Annotated in this window: 18 protein-coding genes; 13 read left to right on the top strand and 5 right to left on the bottom strand. The window is 71.1% G+C overall.

Annotation, left to right across the window (positions count from 1 at the left end):
• Positions 1-94 precede the first annotated feature (94 nt).
• The 9 genes from ABZ444_RS26295 to ABZ444_RS26255 all read left to right on the top strand — a co-directional run bounded on the left by ABZ444_RS26295 (position 95) and on the right by ABZ444_RS26255 (position 10,684).
• Positions 95-763, top strand: a complete 669-nt coding sequence (locus ABZ444_RS26295) for an amino acid ABC transporter permease (RefSeq protein ID WP_357985603.1) — start codon at positions 95-97, stop codon at positions 761-763.
• Positions 760-1,677, top strand: a complete 918-nt coding sequence (locus ABZ444_RS26290) for an amino acid ABC transporter permease (RefSeq protein ID WP_358001948.1) — start codon at positions 760-762, stop codon at positions 1,675-1,677. The genes ABZ444_RS26295 and ABZ444_RS26290 overlap by 4 nt, the downstream gene beginning before the upstream one ends.
• A 144-nt stretch (positions 1,678-1,821) precedes the next feature.
• Positions 1,822-2,679 (top strand): glutamate ABC transporter substrate-binding protein, encoded by an 858-nt coding sequence (locus tag ABZ444_RS26285; RefSeq protein WP_358001945.1) that lies wholly within the window; start codon positions 1,822-1,824, stop codon positions 2,677-2,679.
• Positions 2,680-2,719: 40 nt separating this feature from the next.
• Positions 2,720-4,525 (top strand): prolyl oligopeptidase family serine peptidase, encoded by a 1,806-nt coding sequence (locus tag ABZ444_RS26280; protein ID WP_358001942.1) that lies wholly within the window; start codon positions 2,720-2,722, stop codon positions 4,523-4,525.
• A gap of 203 nt (positions 4,526-4,728) precedes the next feature.
• On the top strand, positions 4,729-6,555 hold the full coding sequence (locus ABZ444_RS26275) for an ABC transporter substrate-binding protein (RefSeq protein ID WP_358001939.1): 1,827 nt from the start codon (positions 4,729-4,731) through the stop codon (positions 6,553-6,555).
• 60 nt (positions 6,556-6,615) lie between these two features.
• Positions 6,616-7,653, top strand: coding sequence for an ABC transporter ATP-binding protein (locus tag ABZ444_RS26270; protein WP_358001936.1), 1,038 nt, complete (start codon positions 6,616-6,618; stop codon positions 7,651-7,653).
• Positions 7,653-8,651, top strand: coding sequence for a dipeptide ABC transporter ATP-binding protein (locus ABZ444_RS26265; RefSeq protein ID WP_358001933.1), 999 nt, complete (start codon positions 7,653-7,655; stop codon positions 8,649-8,651). The genes ABZ444_RS26270 and ABZ444_RS26265 overlap by 1 nt, the downstream gene beginning before the upstream one ends.
• Positions 8,648-9,679 (top strand): ABC transporter permease, encoded by a 1,032-nt coding sequence (locus tag ABZ444_RS26260; protein ID WP_358001930.1) that lies wholly within the window; start codon positions 8,648-8,650, stop codon positions 9,677-9,679. Before ABZ444_RS26265 ends, ABZ444_RS26260 begins: the two co-directional genes overlap by 4 nt.
• A 42-nt stretch (positions 9,680-9,721) precedes the next feature.
• The gene (locus tag ABZ444_RS26255) at positions 9,722-10,684 is read left to right on the top strand and encodes an ABC transporter permease (protein ID WP_358001927.1); all 963 of its coding nucleotides are present in this window, start codon (positions 9,722-9,724) and stop codon (positions 10,682-10,684) included.
• A gap of 235 nt (positions 10,685-10,919) precedes the next feature.
• Here the strand turns inward: ABZ444_RS26255 and rny are convergent, their stop codons facing one another.
• Positions 10,920-12,536, bottom strand: coding sequence for a ribonuclease Y (gene rny, locus ABZ444_RS26250; protein ID WP_358001924.1), 1,617 nt, complete (start codon positions 12,534-12,536; stop codon positions 10,920-10,922).
• Between the two features lie 515 nt (positions 12,537-13,051).
• On the opposite strand from rny, the gene ABZ444_RS26245 reads away from it, so the two are divergent.
• A complete protein-coding gene (locus ABZ444_RS26245; RefSeq protein WP_358001921.1) occupies positions 13,052-13,453 on the top strand; it encodes an NUDIX domain-containing protein in 402 nt (133 codons plus the stop codon).
• Between the two features lie 607 nt (positions 13,454-14,060).
• On the opposite strand, the gene recX is transcribed toward ABZ444_RS26245, so the two are convergent.
• Entirely contained in the window at positions 14,061-15,548 is a 1,488-nt protein-coding gene (recX, locus tag ABZ444_RS26240; protein WP_358001963.1) for a recombination regulator RecX, read from the bottom strand.
• 393 nt (positions 15,549-15,941) lie between these two features.
• On the opposite strand from recX, the gene ABZ444_RS26235 reads away from it, so the two are divergent.
• The gene (locus ABZ444_RS26235; RefSeq protein ID WP_358001918.1) at positions 15,942-16,262 is read left to right on the top strand and encodes a hypothetical protein; all 321 of its coding nucleotides are present in this window, start codon (positions 15,942-15,944) and stop codon (positions 16,260-16,262) included.
• Positions 16,263-16,594: 332 nt separating this feature from the next.
• On the opposite strand, the gene recA is transcribed toward ABZ444_RS26235, so the two are convergent.
• Positions 16,595-17,689, bottom strand: coding sequence for a recombinase RecA (recA, locus tag ABZ444_RS26230; protein WP_358001915.1), 1,095 nt, complete (start codon positions 17,687-17,689; stop codon positions 16,595-16,597).
• A 660-nt stretch (positions 17,690-18,349) separates the two neighbouring features.
• On the opposite strand from recA, the gene ABZ444_RS26225 reads away from it, so the two are divergent.
• Complete coding sequence (locus tag ABZ444_RS26225) at positions 18,350-18,616, top strand: hypothetical protein (protein WP_358001912.1); 267 nt, start codon at positions 18,350-18,352, stop codon at positions 18,614-18,616.
• Here ABZ444_RS26225 and ABZ444_RS26220 read toward each other — a convergent pair.
• Both ABZ444_RS26220 and ABZ444_RS26215 read right to left on the bottom strand, forming a co-directional pair.
• A complete protein-coding gene (locus ABZ444_RS26220) occupies positions 18,608-18,802 on the bottom strand; it encodes a DUF3046 domain-containing protein (protein WP_358001909.1) in 195 nt (64 codons plus the stop codon). The genes ABZ444_RS26225 and ABZ444_RS26220 overlap by 9 nt on opposite strands.
• A 252-nt stretch (positions 18,803-19,054) precedes the next feature.
• Entirely contained in the window at positions 19,055-19,543 is a 489-nt protein-coding gene (locus ABZ444_RS26215) for a VOC family protein (protein WP_357985653.1), read from the bottom strand.
• Positions 19,544-19,632: 89 nt separating this feature from the next.
• On the opposite strand from ABZ444_RS26215, the gene ABZ444_RS26210 reads away from it, so the two are divergent.
• Positions 19,633-24,414, top strand: coding sequence for an ATP-dependent helicase (locus ABZ444_RS26210; protein WP_358001906.1), 4,782 nt, complete (start codon positions 19,633-19,635; stop codon positions 24,412-24,414).
• Positions 24,415-24,437: the final 23 nt, after the last annotated feature.

Raw genomic sequence — 24,437 nt, 5'->3', positions numbered from 1 at the left:
GTCATCGGCCATCGGTCAGCTCTTCGATCGCGTGGGCGAGGGCGGTGATGGTGGGAGTGTCGAAGATCTGCCGTAACGGAAGATGAACACCGAAATGGACGAACTAATCAAGTACCTCCCCAACCTCGCGCTGGGCTTCCTGGAGAACATCAAGCTCGCACTCGTGGCCGCGGTCGTCTCCCTCATCCTCGGGACGATCCTGGCCGGGATGCGGGTCTCCCCGACGCCCGTGCTGCGCGCGGCGGGCACGGTCTATGTGAACGTGGTGCGCAACACCCCGCTGACCCTGGTGCTGGCGTTCTCGGCGCTGGGCCTGAGCGACCAGCTGGGCCTGATCTTCTCCGACGTGCCGCGGACGAACTCGTTCTGGATCGTCGCGATGGGCCTTTCGGTCTACACGGCGGCGTTCGTGTGCGAGGCGGTGCGCTCCGGCATCAACACGGTGCCGATGGGGCAGGCGGAGGCGGCCAGGGCGATCGGGCTGACCTTCATGCAGTCGCTGCGGATGATCATCCTGCCGCAGGCGCTGCGGTCGGTCATCGCGCCGCTGGGCAGCGTGATGATCGCCATGATCAAGAACACCACGGTGGCGGTGGCCGGCGGGTTCGCCGGTGACGTGGCCGCCGAGATGAAGCTCACGTTCGACACCACGGGCGCCTCGATCCCGATCTTCCTGGGGGTGGTCGTGGCCTTCATGGTCCTCACCATGCCGATCGGCTTCCTCTCCGGCTGGCTGGCCAGGCGTCTGGCGGTGGCCCGATGAGCGCATCCGTCCTGTTCGACACGCCCGGCCCGCGCGGCCGGCTGCGCAACCACCTGCTGACGGCGGTCAGCCTCGTGGCGGTCCTGGCCGTCGTGTACTTCGTCTACCAGGGCTTCGACGCCAAGGGCCAGTGGGAAGGCAAGATCTGGCAGCCGTTCCTGACGGCCGAGGTGTGGCAGGAGTTCATCCTGCCGGGCCTGCTCGGCACGCTCAAGGCGGCGGCCACCGCGGCGGTGCTCGCGCTGGTCTTCGGCGCGGTCTTCGGCCTGGCCAGGCTCTCCGACCACGCCTGGATCAGGATCCCGGCGGCCACGGTGGTGGAGGTCTTCAGGGCCATCCCGCTGCTGCTGCTGATCTTCTTCATCTTCTACCTGGCGCCCACCATCGCCGGCGGCGGCGACTACGCCTTCATCGCCGTGGTGCTGGGCCTGATGCTGTACAACGGCTCGGTGCTGGCGGAGATCGTGCGCGCGGGCGTGCACGCCATCCCCAAGGGCCAGGCCGAGGCCGCCTATGCGGTGGGCATGCGCAAGAACCAGGTGCTGCGCCTGGTGCTGCTGCCGCAGGCGGTCACGACGATGATGCCGGCGATCGTCAGCCAGCTCGTGGTGCTGCTGAAGGACACCGCGCTCGGCTACATCATCGCCTACGTCGACCTGCTCAACACCGGGTTCAAGGTGCTGCCGGCGGCGTACTTCGGCTCGCTGATCCCGGCGGCGATCGTCATCGGCGTCATCTACGTGGCGCTCAACATGACGCTGAGCTACCTGGCCACCTTGCTGGAGCGGCGCAGCAGGCGCAGCAGGAGGACCTCGGCGCGGCCGATCGCCACCCCCGGCGCGGCGGCCGTCGGCGTCGGCACCGGCCAGGGCACCGAGGGCGGCGGCATGGCGCCCGACATCCCCGTGGAGTGACCTGCGGGCCCGGCGACGGGCCGCAGACGAGCACGGCGGCGGGATCCCCGTCCCGCCGCCGTCTCGTAAAGAAAGCCCCAGATCTTCGCCGGTGCGGCACGCAGACCGGCCCCGCCGGGCCGCCGAGCCCACAGACTCCTGTGCGTGCGGATACGTGGAGCCGTGGTGGCGCTGGCCGGCACGGCCGCGTTCGCCGTCCCGGTGGCGTGCGGCGGTGGCGGCGCGTACTCCACCGTCGTGGGCAAGATCAGGGGCGCCGGCCAGGTCATCGTGGGCACCAAGTGGGACCAGCCGAGCCTGGGACTGAAGGCCGGCCCCGGCGACCCCGTGGGCTTCGACGTGGACGTCGCCCGGTACGTCGTCGCCAAGCTGGCCCGCGGCCGGCCGGTGCGCATCACCTGGCGGGAGGCGCCGGCGGCGGGCCGCGAGGCGCTGCTCCAGAACGGCACCGTGGACATGGTGTTCGCCACCTACTCCATCACCGAGGCCCGCCGGCCCAAGGTGACCTTCGCCGGCCCGTACGTGCTCGTGCACCAGGACACGATGGTCCGGGCCGACGACGCGTCCATCCGCGACGTCACCGATTTGCGGGGCAAGCGCGTGTGCCAGGTGCCTGGCTCCAACTCCTTCAAGCGCGTCGCCGACCCGCCTCCTGACGGCAAGCTCGACCTGCCCGTCGTGGCCGCGCCCGCGGCCAACTACTCCGACTGCGTGCGCAAGCTCAGCGACGACCAGCTGGACGCCGTCTCCACCGAGGACCTGACCCTGGCCGGCTTCGCCCAGCAGGCCCCCGGCCTGTTCCGGCTGCTCAACGACCCCTTCACCGACGAGCGGTACGCCATCGGCCTGAAGAAGGGCGACATCGTGACCTGCGAGGCCGCCGAGCAGGCCGTGGTCGAGATGTGGCGGGACGGGACGGCCACGCGGCTGCTGCGCAAGTGGTTCGGCGACACCGGGCTCAACCTGCCCACCTCGATGCCGCCGCAGGAGAGATGTTCTTGATCGCGCCCCACGGCCCCGGATCTTCGGGCAGGATGCGGGTATGCCTTTCTGGCCGTCCGCCATCTCCGCCCGCGACGTCGCCGCCGCCGGTCTGCGGCCCGGCTGGCCCGTCGCCCAGGGCGGCCGGGTGTGGTGGACCGAAGACCGTCCGGGCGAGGGTGGCCGCACCGCGATCGTCCGCCGTGAGGCCGACGGCACCTGCCGTGACCTGCTGCCCGCCCCCTGGAGCGCGCGAACGAGGGTCCACGAGTACGGCGGCCGTCCCTATGCGGTGACGCCCGGCGGCGACGTGGTCTTCGCCGCTCTGGCCGACCAGCGCCTGTACATTCTCGGGCAAAACGGCCAGCCGAAACCTCTCACCGCCGAGGGTTCCCGCTACGCCGACCTGACCGTCCGCGACGGCGAGGTCTGGGCGGTGCGCGAGCGCCACGGCGAGCACGGCAAGATCACCCGTTCCGTCGTGTCGATCCCGCTGGAGGGCGGCGAGCCCCGGGAACGGGCGTCCGGCCACGACTTCTACGCCTCCCCCGTCCTGTCCCCCGACGGCGCCCACCTGGCCTACGTCTGCTGGAACCACCCCCGCATGCCCTGGGACGGCACCGAGCTGCGCGTCGTCCGGCTGCGCGACGGGCAGGCCCGCACGGTGCTGGGCGGCGAGGCGGAGTCCGTCCTGTCGCCCGCCTGGAAGGACGACGCCACCCTCTACCTGGTCTCCGACCGCTCCGGCTGGTGGAACCTCTACGAGTGCGGCCTCGACGGCGCCGCGCCGCGGGCGTTGTGCCCGGCCGAGGAGGAGTTCACGCAGCCGCCGTGGCAGCTCGGCGGCGCGCCGTACACCGTGCTCGGCGACGGGCGGCTCGCCGTCCTGCACGGGCGCGGCGACCTGCGGCTGGGTGTGCTCGACCCGGCCACGGGAGCGCTCCACGACCTCGACCTGCCCTACACGGGATGGCAGGCCGCCCTCGCGGCCGACGGCATGTCCGTGACGGGCATCGGCCACGCCGCCCGGCTGCCGCGCTCGGTCGTGCGGGTCGACGTCGCCTCCGGGCGGGCCGAGCCGCTGGCGCGGGCCGACGAGCGCCTGCCCGACCTGTCCGGGCAGCCCGATCCGCGGCCGGTGGTCGTGCCGGGCGAGCGGCCCGTCCACGCCTTCCTGCACCAGGTCGCCGAGGAGCCGACGCCGTTCGTGGTGTTCGTGCACGGCGGCCCGACCGCCCACGCCGACACGGCGCTCGACCTGGAGAAGGCGTTCCTGACCTCGCGCGGCATCGGCGTGCTCGACGTCAACTACGGCGGCTCCACCGGCTACGGCCGCGCCTACCGGGAGCGGCTGCGCGGCCAGTGGGGGCTGGTCGACGTCGCCGACACGGTCGCCGCCGCCCAGTGGCTGGCCGACTCCGGCCTGGCCGACCCGGCCCGGATCGCGGTGCGCGGCGGCAGCGCGGGCGGCTGGACGGTGATGGCCGCCTGCTGCCGCTCCGGCGTGTTCGCGGGCGGGGTGTCCTACTACGGCGTCAGCGCGCTCGCGCCGCTCGCCGCGCACACCCACGACTTCGAGTCCCGTTACGTCGATTGGCTGGTCGGCGACGACCCGGCCGTCTACGCCTCCAGGGAGCCGCTCGGCCTGGTCGACGGGGTGTCCTGCCCGATGCTGCTGCTGCAGGGGCTCGACGACCCGGTGGTGCCGCCCGAGCAGTCGACGGCCTTCGCCGACGCATTGTCCGAGCGCGGCGTCTCCTGCACTTATCTCGCTTTCGACGGTGAATCCCACGGATTTCGCCGATTGGAGACGCGCGTCGCGGCCCTGGCCGCCGAGCTGGCTTTCTACCAGCAGCTATTCAGTTAATGTCGCGATCTCCAGACAATTCCCGTACTGAATCAGCATTACCGACCAGTCGCTAGTCGCAAACAGTTACGTAACCGACCTCGACAGTCTTCCTCCGGCATGGGTTGCTCGTCTCAGTAAACGTGGGGCGCGCGTCGCGGCCACGACACGCGCCCCAGCTGTGCCAGCCAACAACACCCCCATCTCGGCACGAGGGAGGCCAGATGGCCAGCTTGCGCCATCTCAGCATCATCACGGTGGCGGCGGCAACTCTGCTCGCCACCTCCTGCGCGACGCAGAACGGAACCAGCAGATCCGCCCCGCCCCCCGCCGCGAGCCAGAGCTCGGGAAGCGCCGTCTCCGGCGGCACGCTCAGGCTCGTGGGCTCGGGCGACGTCGACCATCTCGACCCGACCAGCATCTACTACGTCGTCACCATCGCGATCATGCGCGGCTACTCGCGCCAGCTGTACGCCCTCCAGGGCGTCGCGGCGGGAGCCGACACCACCAAGGGCTACGAGGTGCTGCCCGACATAGCGACCGAGCTGCCCACCGAGGCGAACGGCGGCCTGAGCGCCGACAAGCTCACGTACACGATCAAGTTGCGCGACGGCGTGCAGTGGGACACCCAGCCGCCGCGGCCGGTGACGGCGGGCGACTTCGTCCGCGGGTTCAAGCGCATCTGCAACCCGGTGGCGGGCTCCGGCGCGCCCGGCTACTACACCAGCACGATCAAGGGCATGGCCGAGTACTGCGACGCCTACATCAAGGCGTTCGAGAAGGCCAAGCCCACCGCCAAGGCCCTGGCCGACTTCCAGAACGGCCACGACATCGCCGGCGTGCAGGCCAAGGACGACAAGACGATCGTCTTCACCCTGACCCAGCCGGCCGGTGACTTCCTCAACGTCCTGGCCCTGAACTTCGCCTCGGCCGCGCCGCAGGAGTACGACCAGTACGTCCCCGACGATGCCACCTTCCGCCAGCACGTGATCTCCAACGGCCCGTACAAGATCGCCTCGTACGTGGCCACCAAGTCGATCCGGCTGGAGAAGAACCCGGCCTGGAAGCAGGAGTCCGACCCGATCAGGCACCAGTACGTCAACGCCATCGACGTCAAGATGGGCGTCGGCGAGCCCGACGCGGTCCAGCAGCAGATCGAGGCCGGCAGCGCCGACCTGTCGTGGGACCTGCCGGTGCCGACCTCGCAGATCCCGCAGCTCAAGAGCAACGACCCCAACTTCACGATCTTCCCCGGCGCGGTGACGAACCCGTACGTGGTGTTCAACCTGCAGAGCAAGAACGCCGGCGGGGCGATGGGCAAGCTCAAGGTCCGCCAGGCCATCGAGTACGCGATCAACAAGACCGCCATCGCCAAGATCTACGGCGGCGCGGACGTCGCGACCGCGCTGCACACGATCATCCCACCGGGCAACATCGGCTACCAGGAGTACAACCCGTACCCGACGCCTGGTGACCAGGGCGACCCCGCCAAGTGCAAGCAACTGCTGAGCGAGGCCGGCTACCCCGACGGGCTGACCCTCATCGGCGCCTTCCGCAACGCGGGCAACCACCCGGCCAACTTCCAGTCGTACGCGGCCGACCTGAAGAAGTGCGGCATCACCGTCAAGGGCCTGCCGCTGCGCCAGGGCGACTACTACACCTACCTGCAGACGCCCTCGCACGCCAAGAACAGCGAATGGGACCTGTCGGCCCCCGGCTGGATCCCCGACTGGTACGGCACCAACGGCCGCGCGGTCATGCAGCCGCTGTTCCAGACCAACTGCAACCCCGGCACCAGCAACTACGGCTGCTACAGCAACCCCAAGGTGGACGACCTGATCAAGCGGGCGCTCGCCGAGACCGACCAGGCCAAGGCCGCGGCGCTGTGGCACGAGGCCGACCAGACGGTGCTGGCCGACGCGGTGATCGTGCCGCTGAACAACCAGAACACGCCGCTCTACAAGAACAAGCGGGTGCAGAACGCCCTGTACCTGCCGTCGTACCAGGTCTATGACGTCACCAACCTCTGGCTGAACCCCAACACGCCTTGACGACCGGCCTCCCGCGGGCGCGCCGGCAGGCGGGCCCGCGGGAGGCCGCGAGGGAGACATATGAGCCTGCTTGAGGTAACCGACCTCCAGGTGTCCTTCCCCACCTCCGACGGCGTGGTCCAGGCGGTGCGGGGGCTGTCGTTCACCGTCGACCGCGGTCAGACGCTGGCGATCGTCGGCGAGTCCGGCAGCGGCAAGACCGTGAGCACCCAGGCGATACTCGGGCTGACCCCCGACGCCGACATCTCGGGTACGGCCCTGTTCGAGGGCGTCGACCTGCTCGGGCTCGACAACGAGCAGCTTCGCCGCATCCGCGGCGCGGAGATCAGCGTGGTCTTCCAGGACCCGCTGACCAGCCTCCACCCGCTCTACAAGGTCGGCTGGCAGATCGAGGAGCTGATCCGCGTCCACAATCCCGGCACCCGCCGCGCGGAGGCCAGGAAGCGGGCCGTCGAACTGCTGGGCCTGGTGGGCATCCCCCGCCCCGACCGCCGGGTGGACGACTACCCCCACCAGTTCTCCGGCGGCATGCGGCAACGGGCGATGATCGCCATGTCGCTCGCGCTCAACCCCAAGCTCATCGTCGCCGACGAGCCCACCACCGCGCTGGACGCGACCGTCCAGGCGCAGATCCTCGAGCTGATCGGGCGGGTGCAGGCCGAGTTCGACATCGCGCTCGTCCTCATCACGCACGACCTCGGCGTCGTGGCCGGCATGGCCGACGAGGTGCTTGTCATGTACGCCGGGCTCGTCGTCGAGCGGGCCGACCGGCGCACGCTCTACTACCAACCGCACCACCCGTACACCAAGGGCCTGCTGGAGTCGATCCCGGGCAGCACCGGCGACCGCGGCGGACGGCTGCGGCCCATCCCCGGCTCGCCGCCGAGCCTGATCGCGATCCCGTCCGGGTGCGCCTTCCATCCGCGCTGCCCGTACGTGATGCCGGTCTGTTCCGCCGAACGGCCGCCGCTGGCCTCCATCACGGGCGCGCGCGGGCACGCCTCGGCGTGCTGGCTGCCGCACGAGGCGATCGGGCTCGGCGCGGAGGCCGAGGCGCTGCGCAAACGGGCGGTGCGCGGCACGGCGGAGGAGGCCTGATGCTGCTCGAAGTCGAAAACCTGGTCAAACACTTCCCCATCACCAGCGGCATGCTGATCAAGCAGACGATCGGCCAGGTCAGAGCCGTCGACGGCGTCAGCCTGTCGCTGTCGCCCGGCGAGACGCTCGGCCTGGTCGGCGAGACCGGCTGCGGCAAGTCCACGCTGGCCCGGTGCATCGCGGGCCTGCATCCCCTCACCTCCGGCAGCGTGCGCTTCGACGGCGCCGACATCACGAACCTGCCGCGGCGCCGGATGCGGCCCTACCGGCGCGACATCCAGGTGATCTTCCAGGATCCGTACGGCTCGCTCAACCCGCGCCGGCGGGTCGGCTCGATCATCGCCGACCCGCTCGTCATCCACCGGGTGCAGAGCGGCCAGGAGCTGCGGCGGACCGTCCAGGAGCTGATGGAACGGGTCGGGCTCAACCCCGAGCACTACAACCGTTTCCCCGCCGAGTTCTCCGGCGGGCAGCGGCAGCGCATCGGGGTCGCGCGGGCGCTCGCGCTGCGGCCCCGGCTGATCATCTGCGACGAGCCGGTGTCGGCGCTCGACGTGTCCATCCAGGCCCAGATCCTCAACCTGCTCAAGGACCTCCAGGACGACTTCGGGCTGACGTACCTGTTCATCGCCCACGACCTGTCGGTGGTGCGGCACGTCAGCGACCGGATCGCGGTCATGTACCTGGGCAAGGTGGCCGAACTGGCCACCGCGGAGGAGCTGCACGCGGTGCCCCGCCATCCGTACACGAACGCGCTGCTGTCGGCGACCGCCGTGGCCGACCCCGACGAGGCCGAACGGCGGCACCGCATCATCCTCACCGGCGACGTGCCCTCGCCGATCGACCCGCCCGCCGGCTGCCGCTTCCATCCCCGGTGCCCGAAGGCACGCGAACGCTGCTCGGCCGAGGAACCGCTGCTGGTGCCCCAGGAGCATCTGGTGGCCTGTCACTATCCCGTCGAGGCGGGCGAGGACCTGACCGCCGGGAGGACCGCATGACTCTCACGGAGATCCGTCCGGACGTCGTCGCCGACCGCACGATCGCCGGACGCAGCCCCTGGCAGCTCGCCTGGGCGCGGATCAGGTCCGACCGGGTGGCCCTGATCTCGGGCATCGTCGTCGTGCTGCTGTGCCTGCTCGCCCTGACCGCGCCGCTCATCTCGGCCTGGAACGGCCACGACCCCGACGAGCAGTTCCGCGACACCGGCATCACCGACCAGGGCCTGCCCGTCGGGCCCAACGGCGAGTTCTGGTTCGGCACCGACCGCCTCGGCCGCGACCTGTTCATCAGGGTCCTGTACGGCGCGCGCGTCTCGCTGCTCGTCGGCGTGGTCGCGACCGGCGTGGCGGCGCTGATCGGGGTCGTCATCGGGCTGCTGGCCGGGTACTACGGCGGCGTCATCGACACCGTCCTGTCCCGGCTCATGGACGTGGTCCTGTCGTTCCCGTACCTGATCTTCGCGATCGCGGTGGTGTCCATCGCCGGGCCCTCGCTGACCGCGACGATCGGGGTGATCTCGTTCTACTCCTGGGCGGCGATCGCCCGCGTGGTGCGCGGCCAGACGTTGTCGCTCAAGGAACGCGAGTACGTGGAGGCGGCCCGGTCCATGGGGGCCGGCGACGCGCGGATCATGTTCGTGGACATCCTGCCGAACCTGCTGGCCCCCGTCATCGTGCTCACCACGCTGCTGGTGCCGGCCGCGATCGTGTTCGAGTCCACCTTGTCCTATCTGGGCCTCGGGATCGTTCCCCCTACCCCCTCGTGGGGGAACCTGCTGAGCGAGGCCCAGGGCTTCTACCGGGTGGCGTACTGGTATCTGGGGTTCCCGGCGGCCTCGCTGCTGATCACAACGCTGGCTTTCAACCTGGTGGGCGACGGGATCAGGGACGCCATCGACCCCCGGATGGAACGGCTGTTCAGCCGCCGGCGACGGCGGAACCGGCGCGCGGCCCCTGCTCCGGCGTCCGCGCCCGCCGCCGGGGGATCCGATGCCGCTGCTGGGGGATCCGATGCTGCTGCTTCGTGACCGGGGCGGGATGCCAGGGCTGGTTCGGGAGGTGGAGGGCTGATGTTGCGACGGTTCCTGCTGCGGCGGACGCTGCTCGGGGTGCTGGTGTTGTGGCTGGTCTCCCTGGGCACGTTCTTCCTGTTCTTCGTCGCCCCCGGCGACCCCGCCCGTACGCTGGCCGGCCGCCAGGCCACCCCCGAGCAGGTCGATCTGATCCGGCACAACCTCGGCCTCGACCGTCCCACCATCGTCCAGTACTTCGACTACCTGGGCCGGCTCCTGCACGGCGACCTGGGCCAGTCGTACTTCTCGGGCGAATCGGTGGGCAAGCTGCTGGCCCAGGACTTCCCGCCGACGTTCTCGCTGGTGCTCGGCGGGGCCGTCCTGTGGCTCTGCCTCGGCGTCGGCGCCGGCGTGCTCAGCGCCACCCGCGTACGGTCGTTCCTCGACCGCGCCCTGACCACGCTGGCCCTGGCCGGGGTCTCGATGCCGACGTTCGTGGTCGGCCTGCTGCTGCTGTATTTCTTCTTCTTCCAGCTCACCATGGCGGGCGCCCCGATCCTGCCGCCCGACTCCTACGTGCCCTTCTCCGAGAACCCCGGCGAATGGGCCCGGCACCTGATCCTGCCGTGGATCACGTTGGCCATGGTCCAGGCGGCCTCGTACGCCCGGCTCACCCGGGGCTCCATGCTGGACGTCCTGGGCGAGGACTACATCCGGACGGCCCGCGCCAAGGGCGTGCCCGAAGGCCGCGTCATCTACCGGCACGGCCTGCGCGCCGCGCTGACCCCCGTGGTGACCCAGCTCGGCGTGGACATCGGCACGCTGATCGGCGGCCTGGTGGTGACGGAGTCGGTCTTCGGGCTCGGCGGCATCGGGCAGGCGGTGGTGCAGGCGTTCATCAGCGGGGACCTGCCAGTGATCATGGGCGTCGTCATCCTGGCCACCACCGCCGTGGTGGTGGCGAACCTGGTCGTGGACGTCGCCTACGGACTCCTCGACCCCCGGATCCGCCTGGCCTGACGATGCGACCCCCCGGATCCGCCCGGCCTGGCCTGACGATGCGACCCCCCGGATCCGCCCGGCCTGGCCTGACGATGCGACCTCCTGGATCCGCCTGGCCTGGCCTGATGATGCGAGCGGCGCCTCCCGGCGGGCGCACCTCTCCGCGCCCGCCGACGCGCCGCCCTCGCACCGAGCGGTCCTCCTGGAGTGGGCAGGCTCGTCGGACTCCTTCGGAGTCGGCGGGCGGCCTGGGTCAGCGGGCGAACTCGGTGGCGCGGGACTCGCGCACCACCGTGATCCGGATCTGCCCCGGGTACGTCAGCTCCTCCTCCACCTGCTTGGCCACGTCCCGGGCGATCACCTGCGCCTGGATGTCGTCGATCGCGTCCGGCTTGACCATGACCCGGATCTCCCGCCCGGCCTGCATGGCGAACACCTTCTCCACGCCCTCGTACGACTGCGCGATCTCCTCCAGCCGCTCCAGCCGCTTGACGTACGCCTCCAGCGACTCCCTGCGCGCCCCCGGACGACTGCCGCTGATGGCGTCGGCCGCCTGCGTGAGCACCGCCTCGACCGTCCGGACCTCGACCTCGTTGTGGTGCGCCTCGATGGCGTGCACCACGTCCTCCTGCTCGCCGTACCGGCGGGCGATCTCGGCGCCGATCAGCGCGTGGCTGCCCTCGACCTCGTGCGTGAGAGCCTTGCCGATGTCGTGCAGCAGCGCGCATCGCTTCATGAGCTGCTGGTTCATCTTCAGCTCGGCCGCCATGATCCCGGCGATGTGCGCGGACTCGATGAGGTGCTTGAGGACGTTCTGACCGTAGGAGGTGCGGTAACGAAGTTGCCCGAGCAGCAGGGTCAGCTCGGGATGCATGTCCGTGATGCCCAGCTCGACCAGGGCGTCCTCGCCGGCCCGCGCGCAGAGGTCCTGGACCTCCTGGCGGCTGCGGACGTGCGCCTCCTCGATGCGCTGCGGATGGATGCGCCCGTCCAGCACCAGTTTCTCCAGCGTGAGCCGCGCCGTCTCCCTGCGAACCGGGTCGAAACACGACAACAACACCGCCTCCGGCGTGTCGTCGATGATCAGGTTCACGCCCGTGGTCGACTCGAACGCCCGGATGTTGCGCCCTTCGCGCCCGATGATCCGGCCCTTCATCTCGTCACCGGGCAGATGCAGCACGCTGACGACCGACTCGGCCGTCTGCTCGGCCGCCACCCGCTGGACCGCCAGCGTCACGATCTTGGTGGCCCGCTTCTCGCCCTCCTTGCGGGCCTCGCCCTCGATCTCCCTGATGATCAGCGCCGCCTCGCGCTTGGCCTGGTTCTCGATCTCCTTGACCAGCTCGGACTTGGCCTGCTCCCCGGTCAGCCCGGCGACCCGTTCCAGGATCACCCGCCGCTCGTCCTCGACCTGGAGCAGTTCCTCGCGCCGGTCGGCCAGCTCGACCTCGGTCTCGGCCAGCTTCCTGTCCCGCTCGGACTGCCGCCTGGCCTCCTCGTCGAGCCGCTGCTCGCGCTCGGCCAGCCTGGCCTCCCTGCGTTCGAGATCGGTCCGGAGCTCCTTGAGCTCGGACTTCAGGGTCCGGCTCTCCTCCTCGACCTCCCGCCGCATCTGCGCGACGCTCTCGGCGGCGCTCTCCGACCTGCGCAGGATCTCTTCGGCGTCGCTCTCCGCCTTGGCGCGGATCTCTCCGGCCCGCTCCCGCGCCTCCTCAAGCTCCGTGTGTACGGCCTCCACCTGCTCAGGGCTCGGCTCGGCCTTCCGGGGCAAACCGCCAGAGGTACGGCGTATGACGACGAGCAGCGCCACGATCATCCCGAACGCGAGCACGAGCACCGCCACCATCAGCACCACGACAAGCGGCTGCATGCGCGCCCCGCCCTCCTCGCGTCGTCAACACCTCATAACGCGGACCCAAAACGGGAGGGGTTACGTGCGCGCCACGGAAAGCCCGGTCGGCGTCGTCTCCAGGGCCGATGTCAGGCCAAGGCGGACCGGGCATCGGCCCCCATAGCCGACACCTCGCCTGCCTCGATCAACCGAGCTCGTTCGTCCGTCGTTCACCGGTATGGCAATCCGCGCTGCGCGGAGTAACTCCTCACTGCCGTCGAGGTTATGCGTCGAACAGGTCACGAGCAAGCAAACGCGTCCTCAAGCGTGTCTTACGGGCCCGCAGCTCCCCAATCAACCACATAACCCACGATCACCCCCATTTGTCCCCCACCCTCACCTCTCCAATCCCCATGGCCCAGACAAAGCCCACAACCCGGCCCCCGGCGACCACCGGCCATGAAACCGTTGGACTCCGACGCCCCCAGCCCCATCACCCGCAAGCAACTCTTCGGACGCCCGACGCCCGGCTCGCCCGCCCCGACAGGAGCACGGTGAACCACCTCATCGACAAGATCGCCTGGATCCACCTGGACAACAACAAGATCCTCAGCACCCGCTCACGAGGCAGGGACGCCTACTACCTCCCCGGCGGCAAACGCGAGCCCGGCGAAACCGACCTCGACACCCTGGTCCGCGAGATCGACGAGGAACTCTCCATCACCATCCTCCCGACCACCGCCACCCACCTGGGCACCTTCCACTCCCAGGCCCACGGCCACGCCGACGGCGTCACCGTACGAATGACCTGCTACACCGCCGAGCACCACGGAGTACCGACACCCAGCAACGAGATCGAAGAGATCGCCTGGCTGACCTACGCCGACCGCGACCGCGTATCCCCGGTCGACCAGCTCGTCTTCGATCACCTACACCAAACCGGACAACTCCACTAACCCAGCCCCCAACCCGCCACTACCCCAGCCCCGACTGACCCAGCCCCCCGAACCATTCCCTCAACCCCCACTCCCCCAGCACCTTGCGCCGATCTCCCACCCCCACTGAGCCAGCGCCTGCCTCAATCCCCCAACCTCCACCGAGCCAGCACCCTGCGCCCATCCCCCAGCCTCCACCGACTCGGCGCCTCCCAGCCTCCACTGACCAGCACTCTGGGCCGTTCCCCCGGCCTCGCCCGCTGCCTCCTCCGGCCCCAACCCCACCTCATGGCCACCCACCCGGGCAGCAGCCCACACCCTCCGCCTCCCTCCCGTGAGCACGAGAGACTTCGGACCCGGCAACAGCCCCACAACCCTTCGTGTGCCTGAGCCCGAGCATGAGAAGCTCCGAACCCGGCGGCAGACCCGCAGCTCCCTTGGCCTCCCTAAGGCGGCCCCTCGCCCTCACCAAGCTCCGAACCCGGCGCCAGACCTCCAAACCCTCCCCCAAGCCCCGAGCCGGAGACGGGCCGGACCCCGGAGGCCGACCCACAACCCCTCCATCTCCCTGAGCCCCGAGGGTGAGGGAGCACGGACCTGGTGGCGGGTCAGGCGGAGGACCTTGGGGTCAGGAGAAGTCGTCCTCCAGGTCGATGCCCTCCTGTTCGAGGGCCTCCCGGATCACCCGGTACGCCAGCCCCGACGAGTACCCCTTGCGCGCGAGCATGCCGGCCAGACGTCGCGTACGGGTCTGCGAGTCGAGGGATCGGGTGGAGGCGAGCTTACGGTCCACCAGCCGTCGGGCCGTCTCGGCCTCCTGGTCGGAGTCCAGACGCTCCACGGCTTCCTTCACGGTCTCGGTGTCCACACCCCGATGGCGCAACTCGGCCGCGAGCGCACGCTTCGCGAGGCCCCGGCCGTGGTGCCGGGAGTCGACCCATGCCTCCGCGAACGCCTCATCATTGATCAGCCCGAGCTCGACGAACCGATCCAGCACCTTTCCGGCAGCCTCATCCGGTACGTCCCGCTTGCGAAGAGCCTCGGCGAGCTGCGCCCGCGTCTTGGGAGCCATGGTGAGCAACCGGAGGCAGATGGCCCGCGCAACGGACTCCGGGTCCGCCGCGGGTGCCGCCGCAGCGGAACTGCCGGCGTCCGGCCCATCAGGCAGCGACCCGTCATGCGATGGTCCGTCATGCGTTGGCCCGTCATGCAAGAGCCCATCAGACGGCGACTCATCGGACGGCGAGCCGCCACGGCCCGTCGTGCCTCTGCCGAAGCGTCCGCTCGTCCTGCCGCTTCCCCGTCCAGTGCCCCGGCCGCCTGTCCGGCGCCCCTTGCCTGAACGCTTCTTCGCACCCGTGTCCTGCTCATCGCCGAACCAGCTGTTTCCGGCCAGCACCTCAGAATGCCACTCATCGGCGCCGCGCTTCTCCTCGGAGGAAGCCTCACCCTCCGACCTTCCGCCGACGGGCTCGTCCGGATCTTCCCGTTCCCGCAGGCGCTCCTCAGCGACACCGCCGCCATCCTGACCGCTCAGCCCAGCCGGCGGTGCCCCGGAACCCCCCTCACCCTCCTGATCTGCCAGCCCGCTCGTACGCCGCCGAGCAACGCCAGCAGCATCCTCGCCATCATGGCCACTCAGCTCATTCAGAGGGCTTCCAGAGAAACCCTCACCGTCCCGAGCCTTCCGCCTGCTCGTACGCCGCCCAGCAGCCCCGGCAGCGCTCTCGCCGTCATGATCGCCTAGCTCATTCAGGGAGCTTCCGGCGAGACCCTCGTCGACCTGGGCCTTCTTTTTCCGCCTTCCGGAAGCGCCCTTACGGGATGGTTCGGTGCGGGCGTCTTCGGCAAGCTCGCTCGCAGCGGTGTGCCGGTCGGCAGGGGCCTTACGCTCGCCTGGCCAGACGAAGATCGGCGCGTCGGCACCCTCGCCCGAGCGCCCCCGGGACGCCCGGCCACTGGCTCGGCCACCGCCCCGTCCGCTGGCTCGGCCACGACTACCCGAGCGGCCATCGGGGGTGGCTTCGTCGTCCGGAGCGCTGGGCTCGGCCGAGTGGAGCCGGCTGGGAGTGGGCCGGTCAGCCAGATCGCCACTCTCAGCGCCCGGCCACGCCATGAACACCTCACTACGCAGCCCAAGCCCGACACCCGCTGCACCGCTCAGCGCGACATCGGCCTCGCTGCCCGGCGTAACGCGGGCTTCTTGGCTCAGCCCAACATCGGCGTCACCTTCCGGCGCAACCCCTGCCCCTTTGCGCAGCACAACGTCAGCCTCATCGCTCGGCGCGACGGCCGCCCCAGCACCCAGCCTGACCTCAACCTCATTGCTCAGACTCCCGTCGGCTTCACGGGTTGAGCCCGTGTCTCCCTCGTCGGCTTGGGGGCGGGGGTCGCCCGGCCAGTGGAAGGCCGGCGCGGCCATCTGCCGGCCAGGGCCCCACGCCGGAGGCGCGACACTGGCCCGCCCGCCCGTACGCCAACCCGACGTGCCCTCGTCATCCACCCGAGCATGGACGACCACATCGTCCACCACGCTGTCCGTATCGTCGCGAACCACCACGTCGTCCACTTCGTGGGGAACGGCCGCGTCGTCCGCCTGATCGTGGACGGCCGCGCCCTCCACACCATCGGCTCCAGCGTGATCGGCCGCGTCGTCCAGCCCGTCGTGGGCAGCCGGGTCATCCGCCCTGGTGTGGGCGGACGGGGGGTGGTCGTCGTCGGGGGTGGGGGATTCGGAGGCGGCGGCTCGGAGGTGGGCGCGTTGTTCGTGCCATTCGTCTACCGACGGCCAGCCGTCAGCGGCCGACCGGGCCAGGTCGGCGCCACGTGAGCCCCTGCCCGAGGCCGGACGGCCGGCAGCCCGGGTCACCGGCTCGGGCTCGGTCGCCCCGGACACCGGCTCAGCCGGAGTGGCCCGGGTCACCGGCTCAGCCGGGGTGGCCTGGGTCACCGAAGCGGACGGGGTGGCCTGGGTCACCGAAGCGGACGGGGTGGCCCAGGTCGGCGGCTCGGGGCTGGTGGTCGTCGGGTCGGAGGGGGTGGCCCGGGGGCCGCGGGGTCCGCGCTTTCTGCGCTCCCCCGAGGCGGGGAGGTCGGGCCATGCGCCCCAGTCCTGGGAACGGGGCGCCTGCGACGGATCCCTGTCACTCATGCGCCGACCGATCAGACGTCACCCGGCTTGGGGGTGGGCTTCGAGCCACGGCCCGAGGGCGCGGCGGCGGGAGCCGGGACGGCGGCGGCGGGCTCGGCGGGCGTGTCGAGCTTCGGACCGACCCCGAGCTTGTCCTTGATCTTCTTCTCGATCTCGTTGGCCATGTCGGGGTGGTTCTTCAGGAAGTTGCGGGCGTTCTCCTTGCCCTGGCCCAGCTGGTCACCCTCGTAGGTGTACCAGGCGCCCGACTTGCGGACGAAGCCGTGCTCGACGCCCATGTCGATGAGACCACCCTCGCGGGAGATGCCCACGCCGTAGAGGATGTCGAAGTCGGCGACGCGGAAGGGCGGGGCCATCTTGTTCTTGACGACCTTGACCCGGGTGCGGTTGCCGACCGCCTCCGTGCCGTCCTTCAGGGTCTCGATGCGGCGGATGTCCAGGCGGACGGAGGCGTAGAACTTGAGCGCCTTGCCACCGGTCGTGGTCTCGGGGCTGCCGAACATGACGCCGATCTTCTCGCGGAGCTGGTTGATGAAGATCGCGGTGGTGCCGGTGCTGTTGAGCGCGCCGGCGACCTTGCGCAGGGCCTGGGACATGAGGCGGGCCTGGAGGCCGACGTGGCTGTCGCCCATCTCGCCCTCGATCTCGGCCTTGGGCACCAGGGCGGCCACCGAGTCGATGACGATGATGTCGACCGCGCCGGACCTGATCAGCATGTCGGCGATCTCGAGCGCCTGCTCACCGGTGTCGGGCTGGGAGACCAGCAGGGCGTCGGTGTCGACGCCCAGCTTCTTGGCGTATTCGGGGTCGAGGGCGTGTTCGGCGTCGATGAACGCCGCGATGCCGCCGGCCCGCTGGGCGTTGGCCACCGCGTGCAGGGCGACCGTGGTCTTGCCCGAGGACTCGGGGCCGTAGATCTCGACGATGCGCCCACGCGGGAGGCCGCCGATGCCGAGGGCCACGTCAAGGGAGATCGAGCCGGTGGGGATCACCTCGATGGGGGCTCGGGCGTCGTCGCCCAGTCGCATGACGGAGCCCTTGCCGAACTGCCGCTCGATCTGAGCGAGCGCGGTCTCGAGGGCCTTCTCGCGGTCGTTGATAGCCATGGGAGCTCCCTCTGGAGGGTCGTGGTCCGATCAGTCGAGTGAAAGCTACGGCCTGCCACCGACATTTTCTGAGACGGTCGGGGAAGGCGTGGCCGGCTTCGGCAGGTTCATCGTAGCCGAACGGCTGTTCGATCACATCACGAACACGCTGCTGGGATGCATGCGGCGTGTTCAGAGGAGGACGAGGCCGGTGCTCGGACGCCGCTCGCGTTCATGGTGGTTGCCGGCCGATTGGCCGTGGGGTCCGCCCGGGGGGTCGCGGCCGTGGGATCGGACGCGGCGGGCGGATGTGACGGGGTGCGCCCGGACGGGCGGTCGCACGGGTCCGGGTCCGACGAACGCCTGTCCCTTGTGGACAAGCGACGTCTGACCCGTCCCGGAGAACGCGGATCCGGCCCGTCCCGGAGAACGCCGATCCGGCCCGTCCCGGAGAACGCGGATCCGGCCCGTCCCGGAGAACGCGGACCTGAGCCGCGTGGGGAGACGTCACGGACGCTCTCCCCACCGGTCCGGAGAGCGCGGGCTCCGGGGCGTAGGTGGCAGGTGGGGCACGGGAGGCGAGGGCGTTCCCGATCTTCCGCGCGTGTTGCCGTCGACGTGTTGTCATACGCGGTGAGCTGGGGAGACTCCCATGCAGGGGATCGGCTGGGAGGCGGCGAAGTGGCGAGTGGCTACACCGGGGAACGGCGCACCCTTCTGGAGGCGCTCGCCGAGTTGCTGCCCCATCAGGGGCTGGTCAGCCGCATGGTCGGCGGCGACGATCCGGTGCTGTGGGTGTGGCATCCGCGCACGCGCCGCCAGACGATCATCTTCGCCACCCCCTCCAGCGGGGGCTGGGCGTTGTTGTGGTCGCCGGGCGGCCAGGGCAGCGCGGACGACCTGGAGGCCACGGCGGACGCCCTCCGCCGGACGCTGGACTCAGCGTAGGCCGGGCGAGACGTCCTCCACCTGGCACACGGCCCGCCACACGGTCTTGGCGCTCTCGCCGTCGGCCAGCGCCTGGATCACGGTACGGCCGCCCAGCGGGGCGATCACGTAGTCGCGGGCCCACGACTCGGCATAGGTCTCGCCGAAATGGGCGTTCATCCGTCTCCAGAACTCGGTCAGGCGCATGGACCAAGTATGGAATCGCGTCAGGTGTGGGTAAGACATCCGCATGCCAAAGACCCCCAAGTCTTCACCCCCGAAGACCGCCAGGACCAAGGCCAACAGGGCGCGGCGCCGCCGGCTGTTACTCGCGATGCGGCAGACCGTCCAGAAGGAGAAGGGACAGCGATCGGAGCGGCACGCGGGAATCAGGCAGGAGCCGCGTGCGGGCAGGCCGCGTACGCGCAGGGCGTCACGGCGCTGAGCCGGGACGAACAGTCATAGAACTCGCGCACCGTACATCTCACCGAGATGGTCGGCGAGCAGCTCCAGGCGGGCGCCGTCGGGGTCCTTGAAGTAAATGGAGGCGCCGCTCTCGATCTGGTGCGGCACGCCGGCCATCTCCAGCTTGCCGCGCAGCCGTTCCCAGGTGGCGGGGTCGACGGAGATCGCCACGTGGTGCAGCCCGCCGAGCACCTCCTGGTACGGGCCGAGGTCGAGCCCCGGGAAGTCGAAGAACGCGAGCAGGTTGCCGTTGCCGATGTCGAAGAAGAAGTGGCTCGAACCCTTGTAGTCGCGGTTCTCGATGATCTCCGTCAGCGGGAACTCCAGAAGTTCCTGGTAGAACTTGATGGTCCGCTCCACGTCGGACGACAACATGGCCACGTGATGCAGGCCACGGGCGCTGCTCGACGGCCGGTGCGGTAAGGCGTACTGATGTCGCAGCTGTGCGCGTCGGGTCTCGACGGCGGCATAGTCAATGGTCACGGTCGCTGTATGTCCGCCTTGACCCCCGCTCAATCACCCGGCGCCGCTCCAATGCGTTTTCTGTCGGTGGCGCGAGGCAGTATGTGCTGGTGAGCTCGCTAGACCACTTCACCCAGGTGACCAGGCAATGGTTCGCCGGCGCCTTCCAGGCGCCCACGGCGGCCCAGGAGGGCGCGTGGGAGTCGATCGCGCGCGGCGACAACACGCTGGTCGTCGCCCCCACGGGGTCGGGCAAGACGCTGGCGGCGTTCCTGTGGTCGCTCGACCGGCTCGCGGCGCGGGCGGCCGATCAGGCCCCGGGCGAGGGTGTGGCGAAGGGGCACAAGCCGGGCACCCGCGTGCTCTACGTGTCGCCGCTCAAGGCGCTGGCCGTCGACGTCGAGCGCAACCTGCGCGCGCCGCTGGCCGGGCTCCGGCAGACGGCGCGCCGGCTCGGGCTGCCCGTGCCGGAGATCTCGGTGGCGATCCGCTCCGGCGACACCCCGGCCGAGGAGCGCAGGCGGTTCGCCGCCAAACCGTCCGACATCCTGATCACCACCCCCGAGTCGCTGTTCCTGCTGCTCACCAGCCAGGCGCGCGACGCGCTGCGCGACGTCGAGACGGTGATCGTCGACGAGGTGCACGCGGTCGCGGCCACCAAGCGCGGCGCCCATCTGGCGCTCAGCCTGGAGCGGCTCGACGCGCTGCTGGAGCGTCCGGCCCAGCGGGTGGGGCTGTCGGCGACCGTGCGGCCGGTGAGCGAGGTGGCGGCCTTCCTCGGCGGCACGCGTCCGGCGACGGTGGTGCAGCCGCCGTCCGACAAGCGCATCGAGATCGAGGTCGTCGTCCCGGTCGAGGACATGACGGAGATGGCGGGTGCGCCCGATCCCGAGCAGGTCGAGCCGTCGTCCGGCCGGTCGATCTGGCCGCATGTGGAAGAGCGCCTGTTCGACCTGATCGAGTCCCACAGCTCGACGATCGTGTTCGCCAACTCCAGGCGCCTGGCCGAGCGGCTGTGCACCCGGCTCAACGAGCTGGCCTACACGCGGCGGCAGGGGCCGGAGGCGATCGACCTGTCGATCTGGGAGACACCGCCACAGGATCAGGAGCCGCCGGCGTACGACCAGGAGCCCCCGCCGCCGCCCAGGCGCATGCCCGCCGAGACGATGGCGCAGGCGGGGGCGAGCAAGGGCGTGGTGACGGAGATCGTCCGGGCCCACCACGGCTCGGTGTCCAAGGAGGAGCGGGCCCAGATCGAGGAGGCGCTCAAGTCGGGGCGGCTGCCCGCCGTGGTCGCCACCTCCAGCCTGGAGCTGGGCATCGACATGGGCGCGGTCGACCTGGTGGCGTGCGTGGAGGCCCCACCGAGCGTGGCCAGCGGGCTGCAGCGCATCGGCCGGGCCGGCCACCAGGTGGGCGCGGTCTCCCGAGGGGTGATCTTCCCCAAGTACCGGGGCGACCTCGTCCAGACGGCCGTGGTGGCCGAGCGCATGCGCGGCGGCCAGATCGAGGAGTTGCGCTACCCGCGTAACCCGCTCGACGTGCTGGCCCAGCAGATCGTGGCCATGACCGCGCTCGACGAGTGGACCGTCGACGAGCTGGAGACCGTGGTCAAGCGGGCCGCCCCCTACGCCACCCTGCCGCGCAGCGCGCTGGAGGCGACGCTCGACATGCTGGCCGGCCGCTACCCGAGCGAGGAGTTCGCCGAGCTGCGGCCGCGCATCGTCTGGGACCGCGTCACCGGCACCCTCCAGGGGCGGCCCGGCGCGCAGCGGCTGGCCGTGACCAACGGCGGCACGATCCCCGACCGCGGCCTGTTCGGCGTGTTCCTCGTGGGCGAGAAGGCGTCCCGGGTGGGCGAGCTCGACGAGGAGATGGTCTACGAGTCGCGGGTGGGCGACGTGTTCGTGCTGGGCGCGACGTCGTGGCGGATCGAGGACATCACGGCCGACCGGGTGCTGGTCTCGCCCGCTCCCGGCCAGCCGGGGAAGCTGCCGTTCTGGCACGGCGACGCGGCCGGGCGTCCCGCCGAGCTGGGCCGGGCGATCGGGCAGTTCCTGCGGGAGCAGGCCAAGCAGGGTTCCACCGACCGCATCAGGGAGGCGGGGCTCGACGAGTTCGCCGCCGGCAACCTGCTGGCCTACCTCGACGAGCAGCGCGAGGCCACCGGTTACGTGCCCGACGACCGTACTCTGCTGGTCGAGCGCTTCCACGACGAGCTGGGCGACTGGCGGGTGGTGATCCACTCCCCCTACGGCGCGCGGGTGCACGCGCCCTGGGCGCTGGCGATCAACCGGCGGCTGCGCGAGCGTTACGGCATCGACGTGCAGGCCGTGCACTCCGACGACGGCATCGTGCTGCGCATCCCCGACACGCTGGCCGAGCCGCCCACCGACGTGGCGGCGTTCGACGCCGAGGAGATCGAGCAGATCGTCACCGAGGAACTGGGCGGGTCGGCGATGTTCGCCTCCCGGTTCAGGGAGTGCGCGGGGCGGGCGCTGCTGCTGCCGCGCCGCGTGCCGGGCCGGCGCAGCCCGCTGTGGCAGCAGCGCCAGCGGGCCGCCCATCTGCTGGGCGTGGCCTCCCAGTACGCCTCGTTCCCGATCGTGCTGGAGACGATGCGCGAGTGCCTCCAGGACGTGTTCGACGTGCCGGGGCTGGTCCAGCTCATGCGCGACATCGCGGCGCGCCGGATCCGGGTGGTGGAGGTCGAGACGTCGCAGGCCTCGCCGTTCGCCGCGTCGCTGCTGTTCCACTACGTCGGCGCGTTCATGTACGAAGGCGACGCGCCGCTGGCCGAACGCCGCGCGCAGGCCCTGGCGCTGGACACCACGCTGCTGGCCGAGCTGCTCGGCCAGGCCGACCTGCGCGAGCTGCTCGACCCCGACGTGATCGTGAGCAGCGAACGCGAGCTGGCCCGGCTCGACCGGCCGCTGCGCGACGCCGAAGACCTGGCCGACCTGTTGCGTTCGCACGGGCCGCTGCTGACGCCCGACGTCAGCGTGCGCGGCGGCGACCCGTCCTGGCTGGAGGAGCTCGAACGCGCGCGCCGGGCCATCCGCGTGCGCATCGCGGGCGAGGAGCAGTGGGCGGCCGTCGAGGACGCCGCCCGGCTGCGCGACGCGCTCGGCGTGCCGCTGCCCGTGGGGGTGCCGCACGTGTTCCTGGAGCCGGTGCCCGACCCGCTGGCCGACCTGGTGGCCCGGCACGCCCGCACCCGCGGTCCCTTCCACGCCGGCACCGCCGCCGCCAGGTTCGGGCTGGGCGCGGCCGTGGTCACCGACGCGCTGCGCCGGCTGGCCGCCTCGGGGCGCGTCGTGAACGGGGAGTTCCGGCCGGGCGGCCGGGGCGAGGAGTGGTGCGACGCCGGGGTGCTGCGGATGTTGCGCCGCAGGTCGCTGGCCCGGCTGCGCAAGGAGGTCGAGCCGGTAGCGCCCGAGACGCTGGCCCGCTTCCTGCCCGCCTGGCACGGCATCACCGGTTCGGGCACGTCGTCCGACGGCTCGCGGGCCGGGGCGGCCCGGGCCATGGACGCGCTGGTCCGGTCCGTCGAGCAGTTGCAGGGGGCCGCGGTGCCCGCGTCGGCGCTGGAGACGCTGGTGCTGCCCTCGCGGGTGCCCGGCTACCATCCGGCGCTGCTCGACGAGCTGACCTCGTCGGGCGAGGTGATGTGGGTGGGGCAGGGGTCGTTGCCCGGCGGCGACGGATGGGTGTCGCTCTACTTCGCCGACACCGCGCCGCTGCTGCTGCCCGAGCCGGCCGAGATCACGATGACGCCGCTGCACGAGCGCGTGCTCGACCTGCTGCGCGGCGGGGGCGCGCTGTTCTTCCGGGGCATCTCCGACCAGCTCGGGGCCCAGGGCGGGGCGCTCGACGACGCGACGCTGGTCTCCGCGTTGTGGGATCTGGTGTGGTCGGGCCGGGTCTCCGGCGACACGCTCGCGCCGCTGCGGGCCACGCTGGGCACCGGGCGTCCCGCGCACCGGCCCGCCACGACGCGGCGGCGCCGGGCCGTGCTGCCGTCGAGGAGCGGGCCGCCGACCGTGGCCGGGCGGTGGTGGCTGCTACCTGGTCCCGCCGACGACGCGACGCAGCGGGCGCACGCGCAGGCCGAGGTGCTGCTCGAACGGCACGGCGTGGTGACGCGCGGGGCGGTGACCTCCGAACGGCTGCCCGGCGGGTTCACGCCTGTCTACCAGGTGCTTCGTGCCTATGAGGAGAGCGGGCGGTGCCGCCGGGGATACTTCGTCGAGGGGCTGGGGGGTGCGCAGTTCGCGCTGGCGGGCGCGGTCGACCGTATGCGTGCCATGGCTCCGAGCGTCGCACCGACCGGGGGCGCGCCGGGCGAGGGCTTCGGTTCTCCGCCGGAGGCCCCCGCCTGGGAGACCGGCCGGCCAGGCGGCGGGTTCGGCGGCGGAGGGTTCGGCGGCGGAGAGGGCGGCCGGGGTTCGCGGCCCGGTGGTGGCGGATTCGACCAGGGCGGAGAGGCCGGGATGCTCGGTCAGCGCGGCCGGGGAGTGTCCGGGCGGCGGGCCGTGGTGCTGGCCGCGGCCGACCCGGCCAGCCCGTACGGTGCCGCGCTGCCCTGGCCGCAACGTCCCGGCGACGTCGGGCACAAACCGGGTAGGAAGGCGGGCGCGCTGGTCGTGCTCGTGGACGGTCACCTCGTCCTCTACGTGGAGCGGGGCGGCAAGACGTTGTTGTCGTTCGCCGACGACGAACGGCTGCAACCGGCGGTCGACGCGCTGGCGTTGGCCGTACGCGACGGGGCGCTCGGGAAGCTGACGGTGGAGCGGGCCGACGGCGCGTCCATCGTGGAATCGCCGCTGGCGGCTGCCCTGGAGGCGGCCGGGTTCCATCCGACCCCCCGCGGCCTGCGCCTACGCGCCTGACCAGCCGGTGGTGGTGGCGGTGG

Source organism: Nonomuraea sp. NPDC005730, from assembly GCF_040630865.1.
In the GTDB taxonomy this organism is placed as follows: domain Bacteria; phylum Actinomycetota; class Actinomycetes; order Streptosporangiales; family Streptosporangiaceae; genus Nonomuraea.
This window is presented reverse-complemented; position numbering and strand designations above follow the sequence as displayed.

Excerpts from the sequence above, each read along its gene's own strand:
- ABZ444_RS26295 (WP_357985603.1), top strand. The coding sequence starts at position 95 with ATGGACGAACTAATCAAGTACCTCCCCAACCTCGCGCTGGGCTTCCTG.
- ABZ444_RS26290 (WP_358001948.1), top strand. The coding sequence starts at position 760 with ATGAGCGCATCCGTCCTGTTCGACACGCCCGGCCCGCGCGGCCGGCTG.
- ABZ444_RS26280 (WP_358001942.1), top strand. The coding sequence starts at position 2,720 with ATGCCTTTCTGGCCGTCCGCCATCTCCGCCCGCGACGTCGCCGCCGCC.
- ABZ444_RS26275 (WP_358001939.1), top strand. The coding sequence starts at position 4,729 with ATGGCCAGCTTGCGCCATCTCAGCATCATCACGGTGGCGGCGGCAACT.
- ABZ444_RS26270 (WP_358001936.1), top strand. The coding sequence starts at position 6,616 with ATGAGCCTGCTTGAGGTAACCGACCTCCAGGTGTCCTTCCCCACCTCC.
- ABZ444_RS26265 (WP_358001933.1), top strand. The coding sequence starts at position 7,653 with ATGCTGCTCGAAGTCGAAAACCTGGTCAAACACTTCCCCATCACCAGC.
- ABZ444_RS26260 (WP_358001930.1), top strand. The coding sequence starts at position 8,648 with ATGACTCTCACGGAGATCCGTCCGGACGTCGTCGCCGACCGCACGATC.
- ABZ444_RS26255 (WP_358001927.1), top strand. The coding sequence starts at position 9,722 with ATGTTGCGACGGTTCCTGCTGCGGCGGACGCTGCTCGGGGTGCTGGTG.
- rny (WP_358001924.1), bottom strand. The coding sequence starts at position 12,536 with ATGCAGCCGCTTGTCGTGGTGCTGATGGTGGCGGTGCTCGTGCTCGCG.
- recX (WP_358001963.1), bottom strand. The coding sequence starts at position 15,548 with ATGGCGTGGCCGGGCGCTGAGAGTGGCGATCTGGCTGACCGGCCCACT.
- ABZ444_RS26235 (WP_358001918.1), top strand. The coding sequence starts at position 15,942 with ATGGACGACCACATCGTCCACCACGCTGTCCGTATCGTCGCGAACCAC.
- recA (WP_358001915.1), bottom strand. The coding sequence starts at position 17,689 with ATGGCTATCAACGACCGCGAGAAGGCCCTCGAGACCGCGCTCGCTCAG.
- ABZ444_RS26220 (WP_358001909.1), bottom strand. The coding sequence starts at position 18,802 with ATGCGCCTGACCGAGTTCTGGAGACGGATGAACGCCCATTTCGGCGAG.